General features: G+C 65.6%; 19 protein-coding genes and 1 pseudogene. All 20 read right to left on the bottom strand.

The genetic code is table 11. The annotated features are described in order from the left end of the window. Window positions 1–2 precede the first annotated feature (2 nt). The 20 genes and pseudogenes from hypB to RPPS3_RS05110 all read right to left on the bottom strand — a co-directional run bounded on the left by hypB (window position 3) and on the right by RPPS3_RS05110 (window position 23448). Window positions 3–956: a hydrogenase nickel incorporation protein HypB gene (hypB, locus tag RPPS3_RS05210; RefSeq protein WP_107343146.1), complete on the bottom strand. Its 954-nt coding sequence runs from the start codon at window positions 954–956 to the stop codon at window positions 3–5. Beyond that, on the bottom strand, window positions 956–1297 hold the full coding sequence (gene hypA / locus RPPS3_RS05205) for a hydrogenase maturation nickel metallochaperone HypA (RefSeq protein WP_011156506.1): 342 nt from the start codon (window positions 1295–1297) through the stop codon (window positions 956–958). Before hypA ends, hypB begins: the two co-directional genes overlap by 1 nt. Next, window positions 1290–2399, bottom strand: coding sequence for a nickel-dependent hydrogenase large subunit (locus RPPS3_RS05200; RefSeq protein WP_107343145.1), 1110 nt, complete (start codon window positions 2397–2399; stop codon window positions 1290–1292). Before RPPS3_RS05200 ends, hypA begins: the two co-directional genes overlap by 8 nt. Continuing rightward, window positions 2396–2923, bottom strand: a complete 528-nt coding sequence (gene hybE / locus RPPS3_RS05195) for a [NiFe]-hydrogenase assembly chaperone HybE (protein WP_107343144.1) — start codon at window positions 2921–2923, stop codon at window positions 2396–2398. Before hybE ends, RPPS3_RS05200 begins: the two co-directional genes overlap by 4 nt. Next, window positions 2913–3125, bottom strand: coding sequence for a rubredoxin (locus RPPS3_RS05190; RefSeq protein ID WP_107343143.1), 213 nt, complete (start codon window positions 3123–3125; stop codon window positions 2913–2915). Before RPPS3_RS05190 ends, hybE begins: the two co-directional genes overlap by 11 nt. Further along, on the bottom strand, window positions 3122–3988 hold the full coding sequence (locus RPPS3_RS05185; RefSeq protein ID WP_107343142.1) for a hydrogenase expression/formation protein: 867 nt from the start codon (window positions 3986–3988) through the stop codon (window positions 3122–3124). The genes RPPS3_RS05190 and RPPS3_RS05185 overlap by 4 nt, the downstream gene beginning before the upstream one ends. Further along, window positions 3985–4386 (bottom strand): hydrogenase accessory protein, encoded by a 402-nt coding sequence (locus RPPS3_RS05180; RefSeq protein WP_107343141.1) that lies wholly within the window; start codon window positions 4384–4386, stop codon window positions 3985–3987. Before RPPS3_RS05180 ends, RPPS3_RS05185 begins: the two co-directional genes overlap by 4 nt. Before the next feature lie 220 nt (window positions 4387–4606). Next, a complete protein-coding gene (locus tag RPPS3_RS05175) occupies window positions 4607–4909 on the bottom strand; it encodes a HypC/HybG/HupF family hydrogenase formation chaperone (RefSeq protein ID WP_107343140.1) in 303 nt (100 codons plus the stop codon). A gap of 20 nt (window positions 4910–4929) precedes the next feature. Then, window positions 4930–5523, bottom strand: coding sequence for a HupE/UreJ family protein (locus tag RPPS3_RS05170; RefSeq protein ID WP_107343139.1), 594 nt, complete (start codon window positions 5521–5523; stop codon window positions 4930–4932). A 13-nt stretch (window positions 5524–5536) separates the two neighbouring features. Next, window positions 5537–6124 (bottom strand): annotated as a pseudogene (locus RPPS3_RS05165) (HyaD/HybD family hydrogenase maturation endopeptidase). Window positions 6125–6250: 126 nt separating this feature from the next. Further along, window positions 6251–6979, bottom strand: a complete 729-nt coding sequence (gene cybH / locus RPPS3_RS05160) for a Ni/Fe-hydrogenase, b-type cytochrome subunit (RefSeq protein ID WP_107343138.1) — start codon at window positions 6977–6979, stop codon at window positions 6251–6253. Between the two features lie 16 nt (window positions 6980–6995). Continuing rightward, entirely contained in the window at window positions 6996–8789 is a 1794-nt protein-coding gene (locus RPPS3_RS05155; RefSeq protein WP_011156496.1) for a nickel-dependent hydrogenase large subunit, read from the bottom strand. 18 nt (window positions 8790–8807) lie between these two features. Further along, a complete protein-coding gene (locus tag RPPS3_RS05150) occupies window positions 8808–9920 on the bottom strand; it encodes a hydrogenase small subunit (protein WP_107343137.1) in 1113 nt (370 codons plus the stop codon). A 235-nt stretch (window positions 9921–10155) separates the two neighbouring features. Further along, the gene (locus tag RPPS3_RS05145; protein WP_107343136.1) at window positions 10156–11601 is read right to left on the bottom strand and encodes a nickel-dependent hydrogenase large subunit; all 1446 of its coding nucleotides are present in this window, start codon (window positions 11599–11601) and stop codon (window positions 10156–10158) included. Then, window positions 11598–12599 (bottom strand): HupU protein, encoded by a 1002-nt coding sequence (locus tag RPPS3_RS05140; RefSeq protein ID WP_107343135.1) that lies wholly within the window; start codon window positions 12597–12599, stop codon window positions 11598–11600. The genes RPPS3_RS05145 and RPPS3_RS05140 overlap by 4 nt, the downstream gene beginning before the upstream one ends. Before the next feature lie 953 nt (window positions 12600–13552). After that, complete coding sequence (gene mqo, locus RPPS3_RS05130; RefSeq protein ID WP_107343134.1) at window positions 13553–15043, bottom strand: malate dehydrogenase (quinone); 1491 nt, start codon at window positions 15041–15043, stop codon at window positions 13553–13555. Further along, window positions 15040–15441: a hypothetical protein gene (locus tag RPPS3_RS05125; protein ID WP_107343133.1), complete on the bottom strand. Its 402-nt coding sequence runs from the start codon at window positions 15439–15441 to the stop codon at window positions 15040–15042. Before RPPS3_RS05125 ends, mqo begins: the two co-directional genes overlap by 4 nt. Next, window positions 15438–16718: a threonine/serine ThrE exporter family protein gene (locus tag RPPS3_RS05120; RefSeq protein WP_107343132.1), complete on the bottom strand. Its 1281-nt coding sequence runs from the start codon at window positions 16716–16718 to the stop codon at window positions 15438–15440. Before RPPS3_RS05120 ends, RPPS3_RS05125 begins: the two co-directional genes overlap by 4 nt. A gap of 1 nt (window position 16719) precedes the next feature. After that, window positions 16720–18177 carry a class II fumarate hydratase gene (gene fumC, locus RPPS3_RS05115; RefSeq protein ID WP_107343131.1) on the bottom strand — a complete coding sequence of 486 codons (1458 nt, stop codon included), beginning with the start codon at window positions 18175–18177 and terminating at the stop codon, window positions 16720–16722. A 132-nt stretch (window positions 18178–18309) separates the two neighbouring features. Further along, the gene (locus tag RPPS3_RS05110; protein WP_107343130.1) at window positions 18310–23448 is read right to left on the bottom strand and encodes a trifunctional serine/threonine-protein kinase/ATP-binding protein/sensor histidine kinase; all 5139 of its coding nucleotides are present in this window, start codon (window positions 23446–23448) and stop codon (window positions 18310–18312) included. Window positions 23449–23502 lie beyond the last annotated feature (54 nt).

The following is a 23502-nucleotide window of genomic DNA, read 5'->3' as shown; positions in this document are numbered from 1 at the left end:
CGTTACTCGGCAGCGCTGGCGGCGGCGCGGACCGCAGCCGCGCGCTTGCCGATCCAGGCGTAGAACGCGGCCAAGCCTTCGCCGGTCTTCGCCGACACCGTCAGCACTTCGATGGTCGGGTTGACGCGCCGCGCATATTCGATCGTCGCGGCAAGATCGAAATCGAGATGCGGTAGCAGGTCGATCTTGTTCAACAGCAGCAGCTTCGCAGCGGCGAACATGTGCGGATACTTCAGCGGCTTGTCTTCGCCTTCGGTGATCGACAGCACCACCACCTTGTGCGCCTCTCCGAGATCGAAGCCTGCGGGACAGACGAGGTTGCCGACGTTCTCGATGAACAGCAGCCCGCCCTCCTGGCGCGGCAACTGATCGAGCGCGTGGCCGACCATGTGGGCATCGAGGTGGCAACCCTTGCCGGTGTTGATCTGGATCGCCGGCGCGCCGGTGGCGCGAATGCGCTCGGCATCGTTGGCGGTCTGCTGATCGCCTTCGACCACCGCGATCGGATACTGATCCTTCAGGTCCGAGATCGTCTTCACCAGCAGCGACGTCTTGCCCGAGCCCGGGCTGGAGACGAAGTTGAGCGCGAAGGTGCCGCTCGCCGCCAGCCTGGCTCGGTTCTCCGCCGCGTACGTGTCGTTCTTGGACAGGATATCGCGCTCGATCTGCACGATCCGCGGCTGCGACAGGCCGGGGATGTGCACGCCGGCGAGCCCGGCCCCAAAATCGATGCTGCCACCAGCCGGCGCATGCACGTGAACGTGGTCATGCCCGTGATCGTGGTGATGATCATGGCCGTGGTCGTGATCATGCGTGTGAGGATGCGCGTGATCATGATCGTGGTGATGGTGATGATGTCCGTGGCCATCGCCGTGAGAATGGCCATGGCTGTGCGGATGGTCGTGACCATGACCCGGATCCGCACTGGCATCGCCACATCCGCAAACCGTACACATCAGTCGACCTCCAATTCCCTGATCCGCAATTCTTCGCCGGCGGTGATCTGCAAGTGATGGCCGCCGCAATCCGGGCACGGCGCGTCACGCTGCGCGATCGTCACCGTCTTGGCGCAGTCCATGCACCAGGCGGCGCCGGGCATTTCGAGTATTTCAAGCCGCGCATCGGCCGCGATGCCGCCATGCGCCACCGCTGAGAAACAGAACCGCATCGCCTCCGGGTCGACATGACCCAGCGCGCCGATCTCCAGCCACACCGCGCGCACCCGCGAAAACTGCTGCTCGCGCGCCTCGCGCTCGATGATTTCAATCATGCTCTCGCACAGCGCCATCTCATGCATCGGCGACCTCGCGGAAACGAACATCGAAGCCGACGCAGGGATCGAACGCCGCGACCAGCCGCTCGACCCGGCGGCGATCGGCTTCGCTGGCTTGCAGCTTCGTCCCGACCAGCGCGCGGGCGAGCGGCCCCCCGGGATGGAAATTCCACTCGGTCGGAGCCAGGATCTCGAACTGCCGGATCGCTCCTTCGGCGTCGAGCGCCATTAGGTGATACAGCCGGCCGCGGGCGCATTCGACGGCGGCGAGGCCGATGCCATCGTCCAGTCTCATGCTCTGCACCACTGCAGCGGCGTCCGCATCTCCGTGCCGTACGGCGCGTAGCTGCTCGGGCGTTGCGGCGATCTCGATCAGCCGCGCGAGCAGCCGGCCGAACAGGCCCGAGCCGAACGCGGCGACCACCGGGTGATGCGCATTGCGGGCGAAGGCGCCGGTCTCCGGGACGCGGCCCGCCAGATCGGGGCGCACCGCGAAGGACGGCCCCAACGCGATTAGTCGCTCGCCGAGTATGACATCGTCCGCCGCGGTGAGCGGATCGACCGCCGCCGCACCGAATTCAGCTTCGGCCACCAGCGGGCGGTGGAGCTCAGCCAACAGCGCATCCGAGCCGAGCCAGCGCCGGCAGGCGGCGACATCCGCAAACGAATCCGGCGTCAGCCCGAGTGCTTCAAGTCGCTGCGCGATGCACGCGATCGCGTCGTCGTCGAGCGGAGCGGCCGGATTGCTCGGCCGCGCGGCAATCATCAGATCGCGTAGCTGATGAGTGAGGGCGGGCGATCCGCCGCCGCCGAGCAGCAGCACGGTGCCGCGCAGCAGCTCGATCATGCGCTCCGCCAGCACCGCGCTGGCCTGCGCCGCAACGATCGCTGGCCCGAGCGAAATGCCGCGTGCCGCCGCGAGCGCTTGGGCCGCCGCTACGCCCTGCGCCGATGCGCACAGCGCGAACAGCCGCGGCACCAGCGCGACGATCGTCTCGCCGGATTTGCCTTGCGCCAGCCGACCGATGCCGATCGGCCGCCGCGCCGTGATGTCGAGCCGAACGACGCGATCGCCGCGGCGGACGATTCCGACCTCGATGCGATCCTCGCCCGGCGCCGCGGTCATGGCCGCCGCTCCATCCATGCGCCGCGCAGCAAGCCGCGGCGGTCGAGCGTGGTCGCCATCTTGCCCGGAGCTCGAGACGGCGACGTCTCATCAGCAGCCTGCTCGGGTTCGAGCACCGCGGCGAGCGCGGCAGCGGCAGCCGTTTCCGCCGCCGCTTGATCGGCGAAATCGAACATCGGCGAGAACAGCGAGCAGCTTTCGATTCCGCCGACGCCGTCGAGTCGCCCCACGGTGAACTCGAGCGCGCCGACCGGCAGCACGCGCGTCACCACCTCGCCCTGGCGGCGTTCGGCGGCCGTGGCGGAATCGAGCGGCAGCCGGACCAGATTCATGAACCAGGGCGTGACGATCACGCCGAACGCATGATCGTCCAGCGCGCGGAAGCCGATCGCTGCGACATCGAGCGCGGGATTGAACACCGGCAGATCGCGCATCGCCGGCACCGCCGCGCGGTAGATCGCCGCCACCGCCTCGCCGGCGGCGCGCGCTTCGGCATCGCGGGGCGCTGCGACCTCAGCGGTCATCGTCCAGCCTCAGGAATTTGGCCGGTGGTGCATCGCAGGTCGGGCAGCACCAGTCGTCCGGCAACGCCGCGAACGGCGTGCCCGGCGCGGCGCGGCCGAGCGGATCGCCTTCGGCCGGGTCGTACACCGTCCAGCACACGCCGCATTCCATCCGGGTGCGCGGATCTGTTTCGCTGTCGTGCGAGGTGGCGAATTCGGTCATCGGAAATACGCCTCGATGATTTCGCCGAGGCGTTCGGCGGAGTCCTGGAAGTCCTCATCGGCGGCGCGCACCGCGGCCGGCACGTCGCCGATCTCGATGGTGTCGAGGATCGGCGCATCCATCGCATTGAGGAACTGCACCGACCAGACGTAGCGCGCGCCGGTCGCCAGCACGCGGCAACTGCCGTAGCCGCGCGACCATAGCTGGATCGCACCATTGCCGAGCGTCGTGGCGAGATGATCCATGTCGGCCTCGCTCATCGGCAGCAGCGTGAAGTTGATCACATGCGACGGCTGGCCGATCTGGTGCGCCGCCATCCGCTCGCGGATCTCCGCCAGCACCGGCTGCACGTTCATCGCCCCGGCCGGCGGCGCGGTGATGTCGATGTCGGGCGCGGGGAAATCCTGCGCGGCGCGGCTGACGATCGCCGGGATCGAGCCGATCTCCAGATAATCGCGCGCCGGTCCGTCGGCGTCGCCCTCGATCCGCACCCGCCACAGCCCGGCGAGCACCGATTCCTGCACCTGCGCGACCCGGCGGTCAGGCAGCGCGACAATCCCTGAGACCTCCCCTTCGCCGAGGATGTCGTCCAGCAGGCTGCGTTCGGCCTCGGACAGATGGTCGATCGATAGCAGCGTGGTCGGTGCTTCGACGCGCTGGGCGGCGAGCGCTTCGGCAAGCTGAGTCAGCGTTCCGGCAAGCAGCGGGCATTGCCGCGTCAATTCTTCGCCGCCGCGGGTCGCCAAGGCGGCAATCGCGCCGGCACCGGTGACGCCGAAGCGCCCGGCATCGCCGGCGCCGATCGGCAGCAGCGTCATTTCGATGTCGTCGCTGTCCGGCTTGGTCCAGTAGCCCACTCTCATGACTGCAACTCCGCATCACCGCGCTGATCGACCTCGGCCAGCATCGCGCCGATCTGCGCCAGATAGCTGGACCAATCCTGGATCTTGGCGATCACGCCGAGCGTACGCTCCGGCTGCACCACCGCCAGGCTCGGACACACCGCGACGCCGAACTTAGCCATCAGGCCGCGCTCGGCCTCGGCGCCGACTTCGGCCGCGACCAGCCGGCCCGGAAACGCATTGATCAGTTCGGGCAGCACCACCGCGAGATCCGCGGCTTCCGGAAAGCGTGCGGCATCGCCGCGGAAAAACAGCACGACGATCTTGCCGGAGCGGGCAATGAAGTCGTCGACGTTGGCTTCGTCCACCAATGTCGGTGCATTTGGCCGCGCAGCCGCGCGCGCGAGCGAACCGCTCATGTTTCCTCCACTCCCGTTCCGGCGCTTGTTGTTGTCGCCGCCGCTAATTCAGCAAGCGACGTGCCAGCCGGTAATTGCCTCGAATTGGCAGCAAACCAACCATTTTGCGATCGGTTCTGACCAATCGCCCGCTGCCGAGGTGGGGCTATGGAAACATAGTAACCGGCAGGTGGGAAGTAGACTTGTAGATAACGCGCGTTGATGCGCGAACAGTTCGCAACTACTGCGGGTCGCGGCGCAGATGCTCGGGCAGCTCAGGCTCGCGATCGATCAGATCGGCGAACAGATGCTCGAACGGCTTGCCCTCCAGCGCGGCGGCGACGCCGTCCAGCGCATCGTCGATCAGCCGCGCCTCTTCGGCATCGAGCCGGCGAATGGCGCTGTCGATGAACACCAGAAGCTGATCACCCGGGGCGACCTCGCCGATCAGCATGGTCGAGACACTGCGATGCTCGCCGCGGCGCACGCACAGCGCGGTGCCCTCCTCGGTCGAAATCACCGTCATCGGCAGACCGACGCACATCGCAGCAATCTCGCCTGTAATTACAGCGGCAGAGCGAGCGCGACACCGGCCGCCGCGATCGCACCACCGGCAAGGCGGATCGACGGCGCCGGCGCAAACCGCGGCAGCGTCGCGCCGAGCGCGAGACCGATGCCGTGCAGAAGCGCGGTGGCGGCGACGAAGCCGGCGCCATAACCGAGCGGCTGCGCCAGCGCCGGCATTTCGGCGCCGTGGGCGAAACCATGAAACAGGCCGAACAGCGCCACTGCCGCCGCGGCAGCGATCGTCGGCACCCGCACCGACAGCGCTACCAGCACGCCGAGCACGATCACCGACAGCGCGATCATCGGCTCGACCGCCGGCAGCGAGACGCCGGACGCGCCGAGCGTCGCGCCAATCGCCAGCAGCGCCACGAAGCTCGCCGGCACGATCCAGCGCGCCGCGCCGCCGAGCGACCACGCCCACAGGCCGACCGCCACCATCGCCAGCAGGTGATCGAGGCCGCTGAACGGATGCACGAAGCCGGCGGCGAAACCGTCCGCCGCCATCAGGTGAACACCGGTGTGGGCCTCGGCGAGGCCGGACAGGCCGAGCAGCGCAATCAGGGCGGCGCCGGCGCGGAGCAGATGGGTCATGAGGTTTCCTCGCTCAGATCGTGGAAGATGCGGCGACTTCGCGCCGTTCGTAATGGTCGTGGTCGATATCATTGGCCAGCAGAGCGGCACCTTCGGGCAACGGTTCGGCGCGCGGCGCCACCGGCACGCCCCATTCGGCCAGAATCGCACAGGCCACCGCCAGTGATTCAGCGATACGGCCGCGCACCGGCTCGGTCAGCGCTCCGCCCCAATCTTCCAGATCGAGCGGCTGGCAGCCGATCAGCGCCAGCTGTCATTCCGCGGCGCCGAGCAGATCGGCGGCGCTCAGCACCTCCTGAAACCCGGTCTGATGCAGGCTCATCTTTTTGGCGCCGGTGAATTTCGGCACTTCATCGCCGCGCACCAGCTTCAGCGTGCCGGGCTCGAGCCCGTAATCGATGGCGTCGAACACCAGCAGGTGGTCGTGGTCCTGCAGGAAGTTGACGAGGTACAGCCCCTGGGTGCCGCCATCCAGGACAGTAACGTTCGCCGGCACATCATAGGCGCGGTGAAACGCTTCGACCGCACGCACGCCGAAGCCTTCGTCGGCCCACAGAATGTTGCCGATACCGAGGATCAGGACGCGGGGCGCATCTGTCATGGAGTTCTCACGGGTCAATGCGTCAATGCGAGAGCGAAGCGACGAAACAATCCAGCTCGGTGCATCGCACCTCTGGATTGCTTCGCTGCGCTCGCAATGATGGGGAGAAACCCACTTCAACCAACCTCAATCCGGCAGATCGTCGCGGAACAGGCGTTCGCCGGAGACGATCGACGAGATCATGCTCTGCCGGCTGAGGATGTCCTCGCGCACGGCGGCGTAGATGTGCACGATCACGAACACCACGATCGCCCACATTCCGAGATGATGCACGGTGTGCAGATCCTGGCTGTTCGGGAAGATCGAGAACATGAAGCCGAACATCTTGTACTGCCAGCTATCGATGCCCTGGCCTTCGGCATACAGCGCCATGCCGCTGCACATCATGAAGATCATGAACAGCATGAAGGTGAACATCGCCACGTGCGCCAGCGGATTGTGGCCGATGTACTTCTTCGGATCCTTCACCAGGAAGGCGTACCATTTGAACTCGTAAATCATGCCCCACCACCAGGTCCGGCTGGTGATCGGCATGTAGAACAGCTGCTTGGAGTATTTATTGCCGACGATCGCCCAGTAGGCCCGCAGGATGAAGAACACGATCAGCGTCTGGCCCGACGCGAAGTGGATGAAGCGGATGTAGCCCATCTGGAAGCTGGCGCTTGCCTCACCGGGCACCGAAGGCGGCGGCGATCCGATCAGATAGCCGGTGACGCAAAGCGCCACGATCAACAGCGCGTTGACCCAGTGCCACAGCCGCACCGGCGCCTGATAGACATAGACCGTCTGCAACGACCGGGCGCGCTCCCCGGCCGAGTCGATGGCGCCCTGGACCCGTGCGATTTCCGTGGTCATCGTCGCCTCCCCTGCGTCAGCTGACCTTGACCTGTGCCATTTCCTGACCGTCCTCGCTCATCACGTGGGTCGAGCAGGCCAGGCACGGATCGAACGAATGCAGCGTGCGGATGATCTCCAGCGGTTGGTTCGGATCGGCCATCGGAGTGTCGAGCAGCGCCGCCTCGAACGCACCGATATTGCCTTGCGGATCGCGCGGGCTGCCGTTCCAGGTGGTCGGCACCACGCACTGATAGTTGTCGATGCGGGTGTCCTTGATCTTGACCCAGTGCGCCAGCGCGCCGCGTGGCGCCTCGGTGAAGCCGACGCCCTTGACGTCTTTCGGCCAGCTCGACGGGTGCCATTTGTCGGTGTTGGCGGTGGACAAGTCGCCGGCCTTGATGCTGGCCATCAGCTTGTCCTGGGCCGCACGCAGCTTGCGCGCCGCCCACTGGCATTCGAGGCCACGCGCCGCGGTGCGGCCGAGCGTCGAAAACAGCGCGGTGACCGGCACGTCGAGCGTCTTCAGGAGCTTTTCGGTCGGCTCCTTGAACTCCGGCTTGCCCTGGGCATAGCCGATGATGTAGCGCGCCAGCGGACCGACCTCGACCGCGTGGCCCTTCCAGCGCGGCGCCTTCAGGAACGAGTATTTGGCCGACTCGTCCAGCGCCTCGATGTTGGTGCGGGTGCCCTTGGCGTTGGGGCCGAGCACGAAGTTCGGCTCAGTGACGCCGTCATACGGATGCAGGCCCTTGCCCTCGTCGGCGTACTTGTACCACGAGTGGGTGACGAATTCCTGGATCTGGTCCGGCGCGCTCAGATCGACCGGCAGCACCTCGTTGAGATTGCCGTTGATGATCACGCCGCGCGGCAGCATCAGGCTCTTGTCGGAATAGTCGTTGGCGTATTCCGGCAGATCGCCGTAGGACATCACCGACTTCGACGACAGCCCGCCGCCATACAGCCAGTCCTTATAGAATCCGGCAATCGCCACCAGATCGGGCACATAGACCTGCTCGACGAAGGCGACGGTCTGGTCGATGATCGACGACACCAGATTGAGCCGCTCGATGTTGATCGCACCGACCGCGCCGGTACCATCGACGTTGATCGAGCACGGCACGCCGCCGACCAGCCAGTTCGGATGCGGGTTCTTGCCGCCGTAGATGGTGTGGATCTTGACGATCTCCTTCTGGAAATCGAGCGCTTCGAGATAGTGCGCCACCGCCATCAGATTGGCTTCAGGCGGTAGCTTGTAGGCGGGATGGCCCCAATAGCCGTTCTTGAACGGGCCGAGCTGGCCGCTCTCGACGAACTTGGTCAGGCGGATCTGCAGATCCTTGAAATAGCCCGGCGACGACATCGGCCACGGCGAGATCGACTGCGCCAGCGCCGAGGTGGCTTTCGGATCGGCCTTCAGGGCCGACACCACATCGACCCAGTCGAGCGCGTGCAGATGATAGAAGTGGACCAGATGGTCGTGCACATACAGCGCGAGCTGCATGATGTTGCGGATGGTGTTGGCATTCTCCGGCACGTTGATCTTCAGCGCGTTCTCGACCGCGCGCACCGACGTGAGCGCGTGCGTGCCGGTGCAGACGCCGCAGATCCGCTGGGTGAACGCCCAGGCGTCGCGCGGGTCGCGGCCCTTGAGGATCACCTCGATGCCGCGCCACATCGTGCCGGTCGACACCGCGTTGCGGATGACGTTGTTGCTGTCGACATTGACCTCGACGCGCAGGTGCCCCTCGATCCGGGTCACCGGATCGACGACGACGCGGCGGCCGGCATTGTCGAGCTTGAAGCCGTTGGGAGTCGTGACGTTGGTCATGATGCTGCGTCCTGGGCCTTAAGCCGACTTGCCGTTGGAGGTGCCGTTGCCGTTCGGGACTTCCTTGCGGCGCGACAGATTGCGCACGGTGGTCACCGCGGCGTGCGCGGCGATCGCCGTGCCGACGATGCCGGCGACCGTGGCGCCGATCTTGTCGGCGTTGGCCTCGATACCGAACTGATTGATGGTGGTGAGCCGGTCGTAGAACGAGCCCTTGTCCCAGAACGCGTCTTCCGAGCAGCCGATGCAGCCATGGCCCGACTGGATCGGGAACGACACGCCGCCGTTCCAGCGCACCGTCGAACAGGCGTTGTAGGTGGTCGGGCCCTTGCAGCCCATCTTGTAAAGGCAATAGCCCTTGCGCGCGCCGTCGTCGTCCCATTCCTCGACGAACTGACCGGCGTCGAAATGCGGCCGGCGATAGCATTTGTCGTGGATGCGCTGGGAGTAGAACATCTTCGGCCGGCCCTGGCGGTCGAGTTCGGGCAGCCGTCCGAAAGTGATGATGTAGGAGACGACGCCAGTCATCACCTCGGCGATCGGCGGGCAGCCCGGCACTTTGATCACCGGCTTGTTGCGGATCACCTTGTCGATCGGGGTCGCATTAGTCGGGTTCGGCTTGGCGGCCTGCACGCAGCCCCACGAGGCGCAGCTGCCCCAGGCGATCACCGCCATCGAGTCCTCGGCCATTTCCTTCAGCTTCTCGACGAACGGGCGGCCGCCGTCGATGCAGAACATGCCGTCTTCGTTCAGCGGCGGATTGCCTTCCACCGCCAGCACGTACTGGCCTTTGTACTTCTTGCGGGTCTCTTCAAGGATCGCATCGGCCTGATGGCCGGCCGCCGCCATGATGGTGTCGTCGTAATCGAGCGAGATCATCGACAGCACCGCATCCTTCACCAGAGGATGCGCCGAGCGGATGAAGCTTTCCGAGCAGCAGGTGCATTCCAGCCCGTGCATCCAGATCACCGGGACGCGCGGCTTGGTCTCCAGCGCGTGCGCGATCTGGGTGGCGCCGATCGGCCCGAGGCCGAGACTGGTGGCCGTGAGACTGCAGAACTTCACGAAGCTGCGCCGCGTGATCCCCTGCCGCCTGATCACCTCGTAAAAGGTTTCCGTCACTGCACCCATGATGGCTCCCGGTGTCCCGCCCTCTCGAAGTCTCGTTCCGGACTTCGCAACTTCACGAGAGATCGCAAGAACCATGCCAGCGACGCGCAGAAATGATGCGGTGCATCAAGTGCTTGATACGAACGGTAAAGCGCGGCGCGCTCGGGTGAGTCCCGTGAGCTTCGGAAAACGACGAGGTGATAAGCCGGTTGCGGCGCTGACAACCGAGTGACCGCAGCTGCGATCAGTCAAGCAGTTAGTGTGCAGTGCACACCATGCAGGGATCGAACGAACGCACGACGTGCTGGATCGTGACCGCGCGCGCGCCGGCGTCGCCGACCGGCGTGCCGACCAGCGCTTGTTCGAGCGGGCCGGGAACGCCGTCGCGATCACGCGGCGAGAAATTCCAGCTGGTCGGCGCGATGATCTGATAGCGGCGGATACTGTCGCCGCGCAGTTCGATCCAATGGCCGAGGCTACCGCGGGCAGCTTCGACGAGGCCGATGCCGGTCCCATCGCAGCCACGCTCCCCCCGCTCCAGAAACGGTTCGGCAAGATCGAGCTGTCGTGCCCACTGGTGCATTGCCAGCGCCAGCCGGGCCGTCTCGCGCAATCGCGCGACAACGCGGGTGGTGACGCAGGGACCGAAACGGGCGAGACAATCGCGGATCAGCGGATCGCCGTCGACCGCCTGCCGCGCCAGGGCCCCGACTTCGGCCGGGCCACCGGCGAGCCGGGGTGCCTTGCACCAGCTATAACCGGCCGGTTTGTCGGCATCAGGATCGGTGTCGGCTTCCATCGGCAACAAGGAAGTCTCGCGCATCCAGGCGTGAGCAACATCCTCGGTGATCGCGGCGGGATCGAACGACGTCCGCTCCGCACTGGAAGGATCGAGCACGCCGGCTGCAAACAGCGCTGCATCCTCGCCCTGATAGGCGCCGAAGCTCATCAGCGGCAGCGCGATCCGGCCGAGCTGGTGAAGCGCAAGATCATCGGCAATGCCGAGAAAGCCGGCGAAATCACTGCCGCGACCGTCCCGCCATGCCTCGAGGCCCGCCACGCTGTCGATCGCCAGCACGTTGTCGAGATTGTCGCCGAACACGGTGCGTTCGAGAAAGTCGCGGAAGTCGCCGATGATCGACAGCAACTGCACTCGCTCGCCGAGATCAATCGCGCAGGTGGTACCGCCCGGCTGAAACGCCAGACTGTGCGGCCATTTGCCGGCGAGCAGGCCCATGATCTGCAACAGCCGCGCCCGCGCCGGCAGCATCGCCTGCGCCGCACGCCCTTGCACCGCCTTGAACCGGGCCGCGATCTCTGGATGCCACCGCCGCGCCGCATAAGCGTCGCGGGCGAAGTCCGGCATGAAGAACAGATAGAAGTGGGTCAGGTGATCGGCCGCATTCTCGGCGGCGTGCGCCAGATTGGCGGCGAGCACGCCGTTGCGCGCCGGCCGCACCCCGCCGGCGGCCCGCAGCGCCGCCACCGCGGCCATCGACTGCGACACCGAGCAGATGCCGCAGATCCGCGGCACCAAAGTCAGCGCATCCATCGCCGATCGCCCGCGCAGGATCTGTTCGAAGCCGCGATACAACGGCGCGGTGACTTCGGCCGAGCGAACGACGCCGTCGGCAAGATCGAGCCGCACCTCCAGATCGCCCTCGACGCGGTTGAACGGGCCGACCGTGATCCGCCGCGTCATGGCCGCCGGCCGGGATCGCTGCGCGGCGGCACCACGATGTGATCCGCTGCCGCGTTGGCGCGGACCCGCTTCGGCGTCGCCGATTTCGATAGCGCCGCCAGCGCGACGAACCACGCTTTCGGCATATCGAGCGGCAGGCCGACTGGGATGCCGGCGAGCTTGGCGGTTTCCATGAAGCCCTGCGAGGTCTCGAAGCCCGGCGAGGTGCAAGCAATGCAGGCATAGCCGCCGCTGGTGCAGGAGCCGCTGCCGTTCCAGCCGCGCTGATTACAGTCGCCGACTGCCTGGGTTGCCTTGCAGCCGAGATGCTCCATCAGGCAGCCCTGTTGCGACAGCTCCTCGGCGCTGGCCTTGAACTCGTAGTACTCGTTACGGGCGCAGCCGTGATGCGCCAGATGATCGGCAAAGAACCGCGGCCGGCCGAACGCATCGAGCGCGGCGGTGTCGACAGCGCCGAGCGCCAGCGCCGCCAGCGTTTCGGAAATCCAGCCCGGATGCGGCGCGCAGCCGGCGATGTTGATGACCGGCAGCCCGGCGCGGGAGCGGAAGCTGGCGCCGAGCACGCCGCCGGCCTCAGCCGCCGCATATTGCAGGCCGCTGGCATCGGTCGGATTGCTGCCGGCCATCGGCACGCCGCCGAACGCCGCGCAGCTCCCAGCCGCAACCACATAATCGGCGCGCGGCGCCAGCGCCGTCACCCAATGCAGCATCGAACGGCCGGTGCCGCCGAGCATGTTGAACCGGCCACTGCCATTCGGCCCACGCAGCACCGCGCCTTCCAGCACCAGCGCGCCGAGCCGCTGCTCACCGGACGCAATGCGCTCGAAGATCGCCACCGCCTCGTCGGCGGTCGCCTCGCTGACCGACGGATGCCACAGCAGATTGATCCCGAACCGCTTCAGCTCGGCAAACCAGCCAGAATGCCCGCCCTCCAGCGCCGCCATGGTGCAGCCGCCGCAACTGGCTCCTTGCAGCCAAAGGATGTCGAAGGAGTCCATCGCCGCCGGCCTCCCAACCAGCTCTGTGGCCAGCGACTATGCGGGAGTTCGCGCGACCGCCGCAAGGCGGATGTCCAACACGCGCGCATCGAGACGCGCCGGCGCGCATGACCTAAGTTGCTGAAATGATTGGCTGGGGCGGGAGGGTACTCAGCCAGCAGCCAACCGGATCCAACTTATTGAAATTACTGAGTTTCTATTCGCGACACACGGCTTGTATAGCATCAAGGTGTCGCATGGGCAACTCTGAGCAGACGTAGAAGGCAAAGCCGCCGGCTTGCCTGCCTTCTTTCAAGATTAGGATGACGAGGACATAGCGCAATCTGATGTCCAATCCTCGGGCCATGGCCGAAGGCTTGGCGCTACCTAGAGCCCAAAGGGAGCCGTGGAATTGATCGGATAGCGTGTTCCTGCCAACGCATCGTTCGAATTCAAGAATGCGTCAAATGCCTACGATGACATCGCCCATCGGGCGATTTTCGTAGACGGCATTGTAGGCATCAGCGTGGGAGGCAAATTCGTCTACGCCCCCCGTTACATACCCCCTTTTGTAACGCTTAAATTAGGAAAAATAACGCCTAAATTCGGATGTTTGGCGCCGCCTGCCGCGATGTCGAAATTCGATTTAGGCGTTACAAAAGCCCTCGTTTTGCGTTTCCAATTTCGATACCAGCGTTACCAACGGTCGCGGCTATGTCGCTCGAGATCGTCTGCCCCGCGGAGCCGAGTCGCCTCTCGCCGTAGCGAGTCCCAAATGTCGGTCGCTGCAACGGCGGCAAAGCCTACCCCCTCGGGGCAATGTGAGTGCGCATGTCCGCTTGTGACCCAAAACGGACAAAGCGAACACGTCGCAGGGAGCAATCGTCGATCGAAATGCAGCAAGGCAAGCGGTACGTCTTGGCATCGCCAATGCGCCCGTTAGCGGTACTTTCAAGACATCGTTGCAACGAAGGCTAGACGAAATCGAGCTGCAGCACCTTCGCGGTCCGGGCGCGGCTGTCGCGGCAGGCGGCGGCGTCCTGTTTCAGATCGATGCCGTAGGTCGGGATCATCTGCTTCAGCGCCCCGAGCCAACCGTCCGGCGTGAGCTTGTCATCGAAACATTTCTGCAGCACCTCCATGGCGATGAAGGCGGCGGTCGAGGCGCCCGGCGAGGCGCCGAGCAGCGCGACGAAGGACTTGTCGGCGCTGGCGACGAGTTCGGTGCCGAATTCGAGCACGCCGGTGTGCTGCGGATCGGGCTTGATGATCTGCACCCGCTGGCCGGCGACGGCGCGCTGCCAATCCTCGCGCTGGGCCTTCGGGAAGAAGCCCTGCAGCGCGGCAAACTGATGTTCGGAGGTCTGCAATACCTGGCCGATCAGATATTCGCTGAGCTGCCAGTCCTCGCGCGCCACTGCCAGCATCGGCAAAATGTTGCCGGGCTCGATCGAGCGTAGCAAATCCGCGTAGGAGCCGTGCTTGAGGAATTTGCTGGAGAAACCCGCATACGGCCCGAACAGCAGCGAGCGCTTTCCGCCGATGATGCGAGTGTCGAGATGCGGCACCGACATCGGCGGCGAGCCGTGCGCGGCTTTGCCGTAAACCTTGGCATGATGCCGCACGCTGATGTCGTCGACGTCGCAGCGCAGCCAGATGCCACTCACCGGAAAGCCCGCATAGCCGTTGCCTTCCGGAATGCCCGACTTCTGCAGGATGTCGAGCGCGCCGCCGCCGGCGCCAGCGAACACGAAGCGCGCCGATGTGGTGGTTCGCTCAGTGGTCGCGACGTTCTCGACCGTCACCAGCCAGCGCCCGTCGTCGCGCGCCAGCGCGACAACGCGGTGCTTATAGTGCACCGAGAAGCCGGACTTCGCCTGCAGTTGCTTCACCAGCAGATGCGTCAGCGCGCCGTAGTCGACGTCGGCGCCGGTGATGATTCGCGTCGCGGCGATCGGCTGGCCCGGCTCGCGCCCCTCGATGATCAGCGGCGCCCAGGCGGCGATTTGCGCCGGGTCCTCGCTGAACTCCATGCCGTGATAGCAATGATGCGCTGCCATCTCGCGGTGGCGCTCGCGCAGGAATTCGACGTTGTCGTCTCCCCAGACGAAGCTCATATGCGGACAGGCATGCAGGAAGGCACGCGGATCCGGAATCGCGCCCTTGCCGACGAGATACGCCCAGAGCTGGCGCGAGATGTCGAACTCGGTGTTGACCTCGAGCGCCTTGGAAATGTCGACGCTGCCGTCCGGCCGCTGCGGCGTGTAGTTGAGTTCGCAATTGGCGGCGTGGCCGGTGCCGGCATTGTTCCAGGCCTGCGAACTTTCCTGGCCGCAATCGTGCAGCGTCTCGAACATCGTCACGGAGAGCGACGGCTCCAGCTCTTTCAGCACGGTGCCGAGCGTCGCGCTCATGATGCCGGCGCCGATCAGCACGATGTCGGAGGTCTCGGGGATCGCGCTCATGCCTGGGGCTCCTTCGGCGCAGCGACGAATTGCAGCTCGGAGCCTTCGCGGTACACCACATAGGCGCGGCGCCACGGCTCCTCGCCAATCAGCCGCCATTTGTGGCCGGAGCCGCTGTTGTCCTGCGCCAGCAGGATGTCGCCGGGACGGATCTTGAAGGTCGCGCCCGACTTGGTCTCGAATTCGAGCGTGCCCGACAGCGTAATCACATAGCGCGGCACCGGGTCCTGATGCCATTCGAACGAGCCGCCCGACTTCGTCTCCTGAAACGACACCTCGATGGCGGGCACCGGCTTGCCGACCGCGTCGCCGCGCGCGCCTTCGGTCAGATCGATCCAGCCCTCCTCGAACAGCGAGTTGCCGTCCTCGCCAGTCCACATCCGCACGCAGCGTATCATCGGATCACTCCTTCCTGGTTCGATTGGCCGCCCAAAGCAGCCGGAAGCGGCGCGGCCAGCGCCAAGCACAGGCCGACGCCCAGAGCCGCCGTCACCACCATCACGGTGACGATCAGGCCGAGCGTGTCGGCGATCAGTTCGGGCGCCACCGAACCGCCCGCCTTCATGATGGCAAGCCCGCCGATGCCGGCGCGAAACGCGTAGGAGCCCGGGATCATCGCGACAATGCCGGGAAATGCAAAGGTGACGGCCGGGACTCGGAAGTGGCCGGCGAATATCCTCCCCAGCAGAGCGGCGACGAACGCGCCGATCAGGCAGGCGAGGCTAAGCTCGAGGCCGAGATGTTCGAGCCCGGTGCGCAGCCCGTGGCCCGCCATGCCGCAGATCACGCAGACCCATGCGGCGCGCGCCGGCACATTGAACAGCAGCGCGTAGCCGGCACCGGCCAGCGCAGAGAACAACAGATCTTCGGACGTGGCGAGCAGCGGTGGACTGCCGTTAACCTGCAGCACATCGCCCATCAGGCTTGCGGACAAAAACAGCCCGAGCGTGATTGCCAGTACGGCGACGGCCGCGAGCAACAGCCGGCCGAGGCCGGTGCCGATGTGGCTGCCCAGGATATCACGAACTCCGTTGAGCAGCGGCACGCCGGGGACCAGGATCATGCCAGCGGCTACCAAACACAACGTCGGCGAGACGCCTGGGAAAGCCCGCATCGCCAGCAGCCCGACCATCGAGCCGCCGAAGGCGGCGAGGGCCGCGCCGGCGACAGGGTTGGTCCCGCTCGCCGCCAGATATTGCCGCAGGCTTTGCGTGACGATGCCGACCAGCACCGAGACGCCGACCACCGGCCACGCGGCGCCGAACAACCGGGCCAGCGCGGCGGCGGTGACGCCCATGCCGAGCGCCACCAGCCAGCGAGGATAGTGAGCACCGCCGTGTTCGATGTCGTCGAGCGCACGGTCGATCGCGGCGAGATCATCGGCGTCGGCAATGGTGCGGCGGCGCAGCTCGCCGAGCGCACTGAGCACGCCCATGTTGACGGCGGTGCCGGCGATCGCCGGGCCCAGCCGGGTGCGAAAGCCTTCGTCGTCTTCGAGCGTCAGGATCAGCCCTTCGAGGCCGACGAACAGGCGGACGCGATAGCCGAGCCGTTCGGCGAAGCCGGTGACGGCGCTCACTACATGCGCGGTGTCAGCGCCGTTCGCCAGCATCAGTCGTCCGAGCCGTAGCGCGACATGCGCGGCGTGCTGCGCCGGGATCGGTTCACGCAGCACCTCAGGCGCCCGCGAGGCCGCTGCCGACCATGTCGATCGGCCTGACGATGCGGTCGAACGTCGCCTCGTCGACCTTTCCGGACGCGAGCGCTGCCTGCTTCAGCGTAAGATCCTTTGCAATCGCATCCTCGGCGATGTGTGCGGCGTTCTGATAGCCGATCACCGGCGACAGCGCGGTGACCAGCATCACGCTGCCCTCGACATACTGGGCGATGCGGTCGCGGTTGAGCTCGGTGCCTTCGACCGAATAGGTCCGGAATTTTTCGCAGCCGTCGGCAAGGATGCGCGCCGAATGCAGGAAGTTGTTGATGATCACCGGGCGCATCGCGTTGAGCTCGAAATTGCCCTGGCTGCCGGCGAAAGCGACGGCACTGTCGTTGCCCATCACCTGAATGCAGATCATCACCATCGCTTCGCACTGCGTCGGGTTGACCTTGCCGGGCATGATCGAGGACCCGGGCTCGTTGCTCGGCAGCAGCAATTCGCCGAAGCCGCAGCGCGGCCCCGAGGCGAGCCAGCGCATGTCGTTGGCGATCTTCATCAGCGCCACCGCGAGATCGCGCAACGCGCCGTGGGCGCGCACCATCGCGTCGAGCGAGCCTTGGGCGGCAAATTTGTTCGGAGCGGTGACAAACGGCTTGCCGGTGAGCTCGGCAATCCTGGCGGCGACGTCGGCCGCAAACCCCTTCGGCGCGTTGAGGCCGGTGCCGACCGCAGTGCCGCCGACGGCGAGCTGATACAAACCGGCGCGGCTGGCTTCGATCGCATCTCGTGCGTCGCGCAACTGGCCAGCCCAACCGTGCCACTCCTGGCCGACCGTCAGCGGCACGGCGTCTTCGAGATGGGTACGACCGATCTTGACGACATCCTTCCAGCCGTCGGCCTTGCGTTCGATGATCTCGATCAGCTTGGAGAGCTGCGGCATAACTTGGTCGTCGATCGCCGTCACCGCGGCAATGTGCATCGCGGTCGGAAAGGTGTCGTTCGAGGATTGGCCCATATTGACGTCATCGTTCGGCCCGACCGGCTGCTGCGTGCCGAGCGTACCGCCAAGCAGCTGGATCGCCCGGTTGGAAACGACTTCGTTGACGTTCATGTTGCTCTGGGTGCCGGAGCCGGTCTGCCACACGAACAGCGGGTAGTGATCGTCCAACGCGCCCGAGATCGTCTCGTCGGCGGCCCGGACGATAGCCTCGGTCTTCCAGGCCGGCAGCCGCCCCGCCGCGTGATTGACCAGCGCGCAGGCTTTCTTGACGTAGCCATAGGCGTGGTACACCGCTTTCGGCATCCGGTCGCCGCCGATCGAGAAATGCTGCAGTGAGCGCTGCGTCTGCGCACCCCAATAGCGGTCGGCGGGAACGTCGACGCTGCCCATGCTGTCGAATTCGCGGCGATCGCCTGTCGCCGTGAGGCCGATCGCCACATCACGCAGGGTCGGTGTCACAGTCTCGCTCGCCATTGCTTCCGCTCCAGAACCTTTGGCGCGCTTGTCCGGCCGGAACCTTTCAACGAGGCGGCAGCGGTGACTTCGCGCGGCACCGGTTAGGAGTTGGGACCGCAAATGTCAGGCCCCAATAATACCAAGATATGCTCAGGTCGCGACGTGCTCGCAGACGGGGATGGAGATCTCGAACGTACTGCCCTGCCCAGGCGTCGAACGCACGTCGATCGTGCCGCGATGCAGCTCCACGATCGAGCGGCAGATCGCGAGCCCAACGCCCATGCCCGCCGTCTTAGTGGTGAAGAACGGTTCGAAAATCCTGCTGCGCACCTCCTCGGACATGCCGCAGCCGCTGTCCTCGATGGTGAGGCGAACCATTCCGTCGCCGGCTTCGGTGGTCCTGATCACGATCCGCCTCGCGCTCACCTCCATCTCGGCCATCGCGTGAATCGCATTGGTGACGAGATTAAAGATGACCTGCTGCAGCTGGACGCGATCGGCAAAAATACTGCGCCGTCGATCGGACAGCTCCACCGCCATCTGCACGCTGTCCGCATCGAGGTCTTCGGCGACCAACCTCGTGACTTCCTCCACCACTTCTTCCAGAAAGATCGGAGATAATGTCGCCGGCGCCTGCTTTCCCAGCGCCCGCAGCGACTTGACGATATCGGCGGTGCGGCGTCCCGAATTCCTGATCCGGGTCAGCCCTTGGGTCACCTCGCCGATGTCGGGCTGCTCCCGGTTGAGCCAGCGCAGCGCGGCCTCGGTTTGTGCCAGAATACTGGCGATCGGCTGATTGATCTCGTGCACAATCGAGGCGGCGAAACTGCCGAGCGCGGTCATTTGCGAGGTCCGCCCCAACTCCGCCCGGGCCTCCCGCAGTTGAAACTCCGCCTCGGCCCGGCGCCGATTCTCGTCGATCAGGTTGCGATACAGCCGCGCCGCGTCCAGAGAGATCGCCGCCTGCGCGGCCAGCACCTCAAGCATCGCGGTCCGGCCGGGGGTGAAGACATTGGCGGCCAGCGAATTCTCCAGATACAGCACGCCCACCAGATCGCCGCGCTTGATGAAGGGGATGCAGGCCAGCGAGCGGGCGGCCCGGCGGCGCGGTCCGGCAGCATCGAGCTGCGGCGCGTCCGCCGAGACGTCGGAGAAGGTCACAGCCTTCTTGGTCCGCATCACGGTCTTCATCAACGACAGCGGCAGGTCGTCGTCCGTCGGGATCGCGCTGTAGAGATCGACCCGGATCTCCTGCCGCTCCACCCGTGCCGAGGCTTCGATTCCCGCAGCTCCGTCCTGCACCAGCAGGAACAAACCGAACTGTGCGCCCGCATGGACGACCATGCTCCGCATCAAGGTTCGTAGCACCTGCTCGAGGCCGACCTCTTCGGCCAGCGTCTGGGCCGCCGCCGTCAGCGCCGCAAGATCGAGCTCGCGCTGGCCGATCCCGTCCTCCGCCGGAGCAACCCTGCCCGCGTGGAGCGGAAATCGAACGGCGAGATGCGTGGCCTTGCCGATCGCGCCCCACTGACGATAACAGGCGCCCGCCGCAATCAGGTAGCCCTGCGCCGGGACGAATAGACCGGCCTCCGTGTAGTAAGTCCCGGCCAGCTCGTGGGCGAGCGCCTGCTCGTGGATGAAGCCCGTTCTCTCCGCGACACGGGCCGCCCGCTCGTACAATCTCTGCGCGGCCACGGCGTCACCGCCCAGCCGCGCGGCTTCGGCTTCAAGCATAAGATGCTTGCTCTCGAACGTGTCCGGATTCAAACGCGCCCATTCGGCGAAGCGCGTGCGGACCGTGTCGAGGCGCGCGATCTTGTCATCGGTCGGTCGGCCTGCCGCGATCGAACGGCACGATGCCAGCGCGAAGAAGAACTGGCACTGCGCGGTGTCGATGTGCGCCGGCGCGGACCACGCCAAGTCCATCGCCTTCTCCAGATGGCGCAGCGCCGCGGCATCCCGATTGAACAGCAAGGCGGTGACGCCGGCGTAGTAGCTCACCCAGAACTGGGTCACCTTCGACGTGATGGAGTCAGCGTCGGGGACGCGATGGCGATCGATGTCTCCGCTCAGCAGTGCGGTGACGAGGCCCATCTGGGCGTCGAGGATACGCTCGATATCCTTGTAGCCGATCTCGATGGTATAGGTGAGGCCTTCCGATATCTCGGCTCGAACCGCGTCGAGGGGCTCGCCGAGCACGAGAAGATTAGAGGCGATGTGGTTGCGCGCATAGCAGGCCATGCCGAGATCGCCCGCAGCCTGGCCGACGCGGGCACCTTCGCGCGCGCGCTCGAGCGCAAAACGCATCGGCCTGGTCCAGACGCTAACTTGGTCCAACGCGATCAGAGCCGCGGCCCGTTGCGCTTCGTAGCCCTCGCGCTCCACCATCCGGCAAGCGACTTCCGCCCAGATCACCCCTTGCTCATACGCCGCGAAGTGATGCGCGCCGTAGACGCCAAACCATGCCAGCCCATAGGCGGACTCCGGCGTCAGGCCGTAGTCCAATGTGAGCTCGACGATTTTGAGAACGTGAAGAAAGCGAAGGTCGCCGGGAACAAAGGACGCTGAGATCAGCGTCGACAGCAGCGGGAGGGCTGCGCGTGCGACTTCATCGGAAGCGTCGGGCAGAGCCAATATCCCGGCAGGCGTCAGTTCATCCAGCCGCGCCTGGCAAGCGCGATAGAGCTGCTCCAGGTCGGCCAGATCTGGGAGACGCTGGATTTCGATGCCGATCGCCGCGAGGCCCTGCAACGCGGCCTCGATCGCCGAATCGTATTCGGACCTGATGGTCAGAGCCAGTGCCCGCAGACGATAAGTGTCGGCGATTTCGACGGGCGTCACGGCGACGTCCATTAAATGGCCGAGTGCAAGGAGCGCGTCCTCGGTATCAGCGAGCGCGAGCAGGCAATCGCATCGCAGCCACTCGATCGCGAAGACCGGAAACTCGCGGTCCGTGGCGCCGCTATGCGATCGCAGGTCGCGGGCCACGTCGAGAAATCGCAACGCCTGCTCGACCGCGCCGGTCGATCGCGACGTCCTCGCCGCGGTCAGAAGCACCCCGGCGAAGATCACACGCTCGCGGTCATCAAGCCTGCCTCTATCGGCGCGCGTGATCTGCGTCGCGATATCGAAGGCCAGATCCGGGGTGCAGTCGCCGTCACCACCAGCAACAAAATAGCGCGCGATGCGGAGGTGCTCACTGGGCCGACGCTGCTCCGGCGTGAGCGAATAGGCCGCCTCGCGAACGCGATCGTGCGAAAATGTGAGATAGCCCCCGGCGCGCAAGATGAGATTGGCCTGCACCAGGCTGTCGACAAGTTTGCGCGCATCGTCCGAAGGAATCGCCGTCAGTCCGGCCAGAACCTCGATCGATCCTCGCCGACTGAGGCAGGCGAGATGACGAAGCACCTCGCGCTGGCGCTTGGGCAGCGCCTCGAGCCGGCGCGCCATGAATTCGATCACCGTGAAGCCCTGAAACAGGCGGCCCTGGTCCCACACCCACTGCTGTCGCGCTTCGTCGAACGAAACGATCTGCTCGTCGGTCAATTTCTGCACGATCTGACCGATGTAGAACGGATTGCCATTGGTCTCGCGATGAATGATCGCCGACATCTCCCTGACCTGATCGATCGGATGGTTCAGGGCGAAGGCGATAAGTTCGGCCGTGTCGCCCAGCGAAAGCGCCGCAAGGTTCATTTCGGTGCAGGGAATGCCGGAGGCGCGCGCTTCGTCGGACAGCGAGCTCCAGGGACCATCACTCCGTTCGTCGCTGCGATGGCTACAGATCAGCAGGATGTGCGACGAGCGCGCGTCGAGCAGCGCCTTGGCGACGTCGAGACTGGCGCCGTCGAACCATTGCAAATCGTCGAGAAACAGGATGAGCGGCGTTTGCGCAGAGGCCAGCGCGGCGAAGGTCTCGCGGATGATGCGCGTGGTGCGGACCTGCGCGAGATGGGCAGGAACCTCGGGCAGAGGCCGACTGCTCCCTGATAGCAACTCGACATCGGGGATGAGTTCGGTCAGCAGCCGGCCGCAGCCGGGGACCTCGGCGAGACGACTACGTACCGCCTCGCGCGCCTCACGATCCCCGGCCACGAGGCTGATCATGGCCGAGCGCAGTGCCTGAACAATGGGCGCATACGGGATCGCCTTGCGCAGCGGGTCACCCTTGCCGACAGCGCTGATGGCGTCGCTCGGACTGACGCGCTTCAGCAGACAGCCGACGAGAGCGGATTTTCCCGCGCCCGGTGGCCCCGACAACAGCACCACTTCGGCCCTGCAGGATTGCCGCACATTGTCCAGCGAACGAACCAAGCTGTCGAGCTCAGCGTTGCGGCCAAACAACGCGTCGGCGAGACGGGCCCGGACGGCCAGCTTTCCGGACGGATAGGAAAGTGCATCCTCCGCGCCTGCCGTTCCACGCAAGGCTGCTATCCGTGCAATCTCGGCCTGCAGCTCGCCCGCAGTGTCGTAACGCTGGTCAGGATCTTTCGCCAACAGCTTGAGCAGAACTGCATCGATCGCAGGCGGAATACGCGCCCGGACCTGGCTCGGCGGCGGCACATCGATTGCCACATGGGCGTGTAGCCACTCGGCAATGCTCGCCGCGAGCAGTGGCGGACGACCGACCAGAAATTCGTAGAGGATCACTCCCACTGCATAGAGGTCGCTTCGCGTATCCAGCACGGGGTGATCTCGCCGGGCCTGTTCTGGGGCCGTATACTTGAAGTCGATCTGCGGCAGCCCGGATATATCGGGCGCAAACTCCTGTCCGGTCAGGCGCGCCCGGCCGAACTCCGCAAAGCGGACGCTGCCGTTCCCGTCGAGGAGGACTTTACAGGGGTCCAGGGTTCCGTGGACGACGTCACATGCATGCACTCGCGACAGTGAAATGGCCGCGGCCTCTGCAATCGCGAGAAAGCGATCGACCGCGACCTCGCCGATCGGCAACGATGCCAATGCGCGACGGGCGGCGGCGGGATAGACAAGGACGACCTTGTCGCTATTGCCGACATAGGCGGGTAACTCGGCCGCGGCGGCGCCCACGCGGGCCGCGACCGATGCCTCGCGCTCCAGTCGGGTCGCTGCAAAAGTTCCCGCAGCCGCGCTGCGGACGCGCCAGATTCGACCGCTCTTGTCCTCCGCGAGATGCGTTTCGATCCCGTCAGCCAGGCCTATGAAGGAAAAAGCGAGTTCGGACCACCATTGGCGATTGATCGCTTGGTAGGGCCCAGGCTCCGCGGAGCTGCTCCGCGCGTCGCCGTGACATGTCTGCTGCGAGGTTGCCAAGGTCGCATTCCACAGCTGTTGATGACCTGAGGGATAGGCTTACCTCAACCGGCT

This window comes from Rhodopseudomonas palustris (assembly GCF_003031265.1).
In the GTDB taxonomy this organism is placed as follows: Bacteria; Pseudomonadota; Alphaproteobacteria; order Rhizobiales; family Xanthobacteraceae; genus Rhodopseudomonas; species Rhodopseudomonas palustris_H.
This window is presented reverse-complemented; position numbering and strand designations above follow the sequence as displayed.

Coding starts and splice junctions, on each gene's coding strand:
- hypB (WP_107343146.1), bottom strand. CDS start 956: ATGTGTACGGTTTGCGGATGTGGCGATGCCAGTGCGGATCCGGGTCAT.
- hypA (WP_011156506.1), bottom strand. CDS start 1,297: ATGCATGAGATGGCGCTGTGCGAGAGCATGATTGAAATCATCGAGCGC.
- RPPS3_RS05200 (WP_107343145.1), bottom strand. CDS start 2,399: ATGACCGCGGCGCCGGGCGAGGATCGCATCGAGGTCGGAATCGTCCGC.
- hybE (WP_107343144.1), bottom strand. CDS start 2,923: ATGACCGCTGAGGTCGCAGCGCCCCGCGATGCCGAAGCGCGCGCCGCC.
- RPPS3_RS05190 (WP_107343143.1), bottom strand. CDS start 3,125: ATGACCGAATTCGCCACCTCGCACGACAGCGAAACAGATCCGCGCACC.
- RPPS3_RS05185 (WP_107343142.1), bottom strand. CDS start 3,988: ATGAGAGTGGGCTACTGGACCAAGCCGGACAGCGACGACATCGAAATG.
- RPPS3_RS05180 (WP_107343141.1), bottom strand. CDS start 4,386: ATGAGCGGTTCGCTCGCGCGCGCGGCTGCGCGGCCAAATGCACCGACA.
- RPPS3_RS05175 (WP_107343140.1), bottom strand. CDS start 4,909: ATGTGCGTCGGTCTGCCGATGACGGTGATTTCGACCGAGGAGGGCACC.
- RPPS3_RS05170 (WP_107343139.1), bottom strand. CDS start 5,523: ATGACCCATCTGCTCCGCGCCGGCGCCGCCCTGATTGCGCTGCTCGGC.
- cybH (WP_107343138.1), bottom strand. CDS start 6,979: ATGACCACGGAAATCGCACGGGTCCAGGGCGCCATCGACTCGGCCGGG.
- RPPS3_RS05155 (WP_011156496.1), bottom strand. CDS start 8,789: ATGACCAACGTCACGACTCCCAACGGCTTCAAGCTCGACAATGCCGGC.
- RPPS3_RS05150 (WP_107343137.1), bottom strand. CDS start 9,920: ATGGGTGCAGTGACGGAAACCTTTTACGAGGTGATCAGGCGGCAGGGG.
- RPPS3_RS05145 (WP_107343136.1), bottom strand. CDS start 11,601: ATGACGCGGCGGATCACGGTCGGCCCGTTCAACCGCGTCGAGGGCGAT.
- RPPS3_RS05140 (WP_107343135.1), bottom strand. CDS start 12,599: ATGGACTCCTTCGACATCCTTTGGCTGCAAGGAGCCAGTTGCGGCGGC.
- mqo (WP_107343134.1), bottom strand. CDS start 15,043: ATGAGCGCGATCCCCGAGACCTCCGACATCGTGCTGATCGGCGCCGGC.
- RPPS3_RS05125 (WP_107343133.1), bottom strand. CDS start 15,441: ATGATACGCTGCGTGCGGATGTGGACTGGCGAGGACGGCAACTCGCTG.
- fumC (WP_107343131.1), bottom strand. CDS start 18,177: ATGGCGAGCGAGACTGTGACACCGACCCTGCGTGATGTGGCGATCGGC.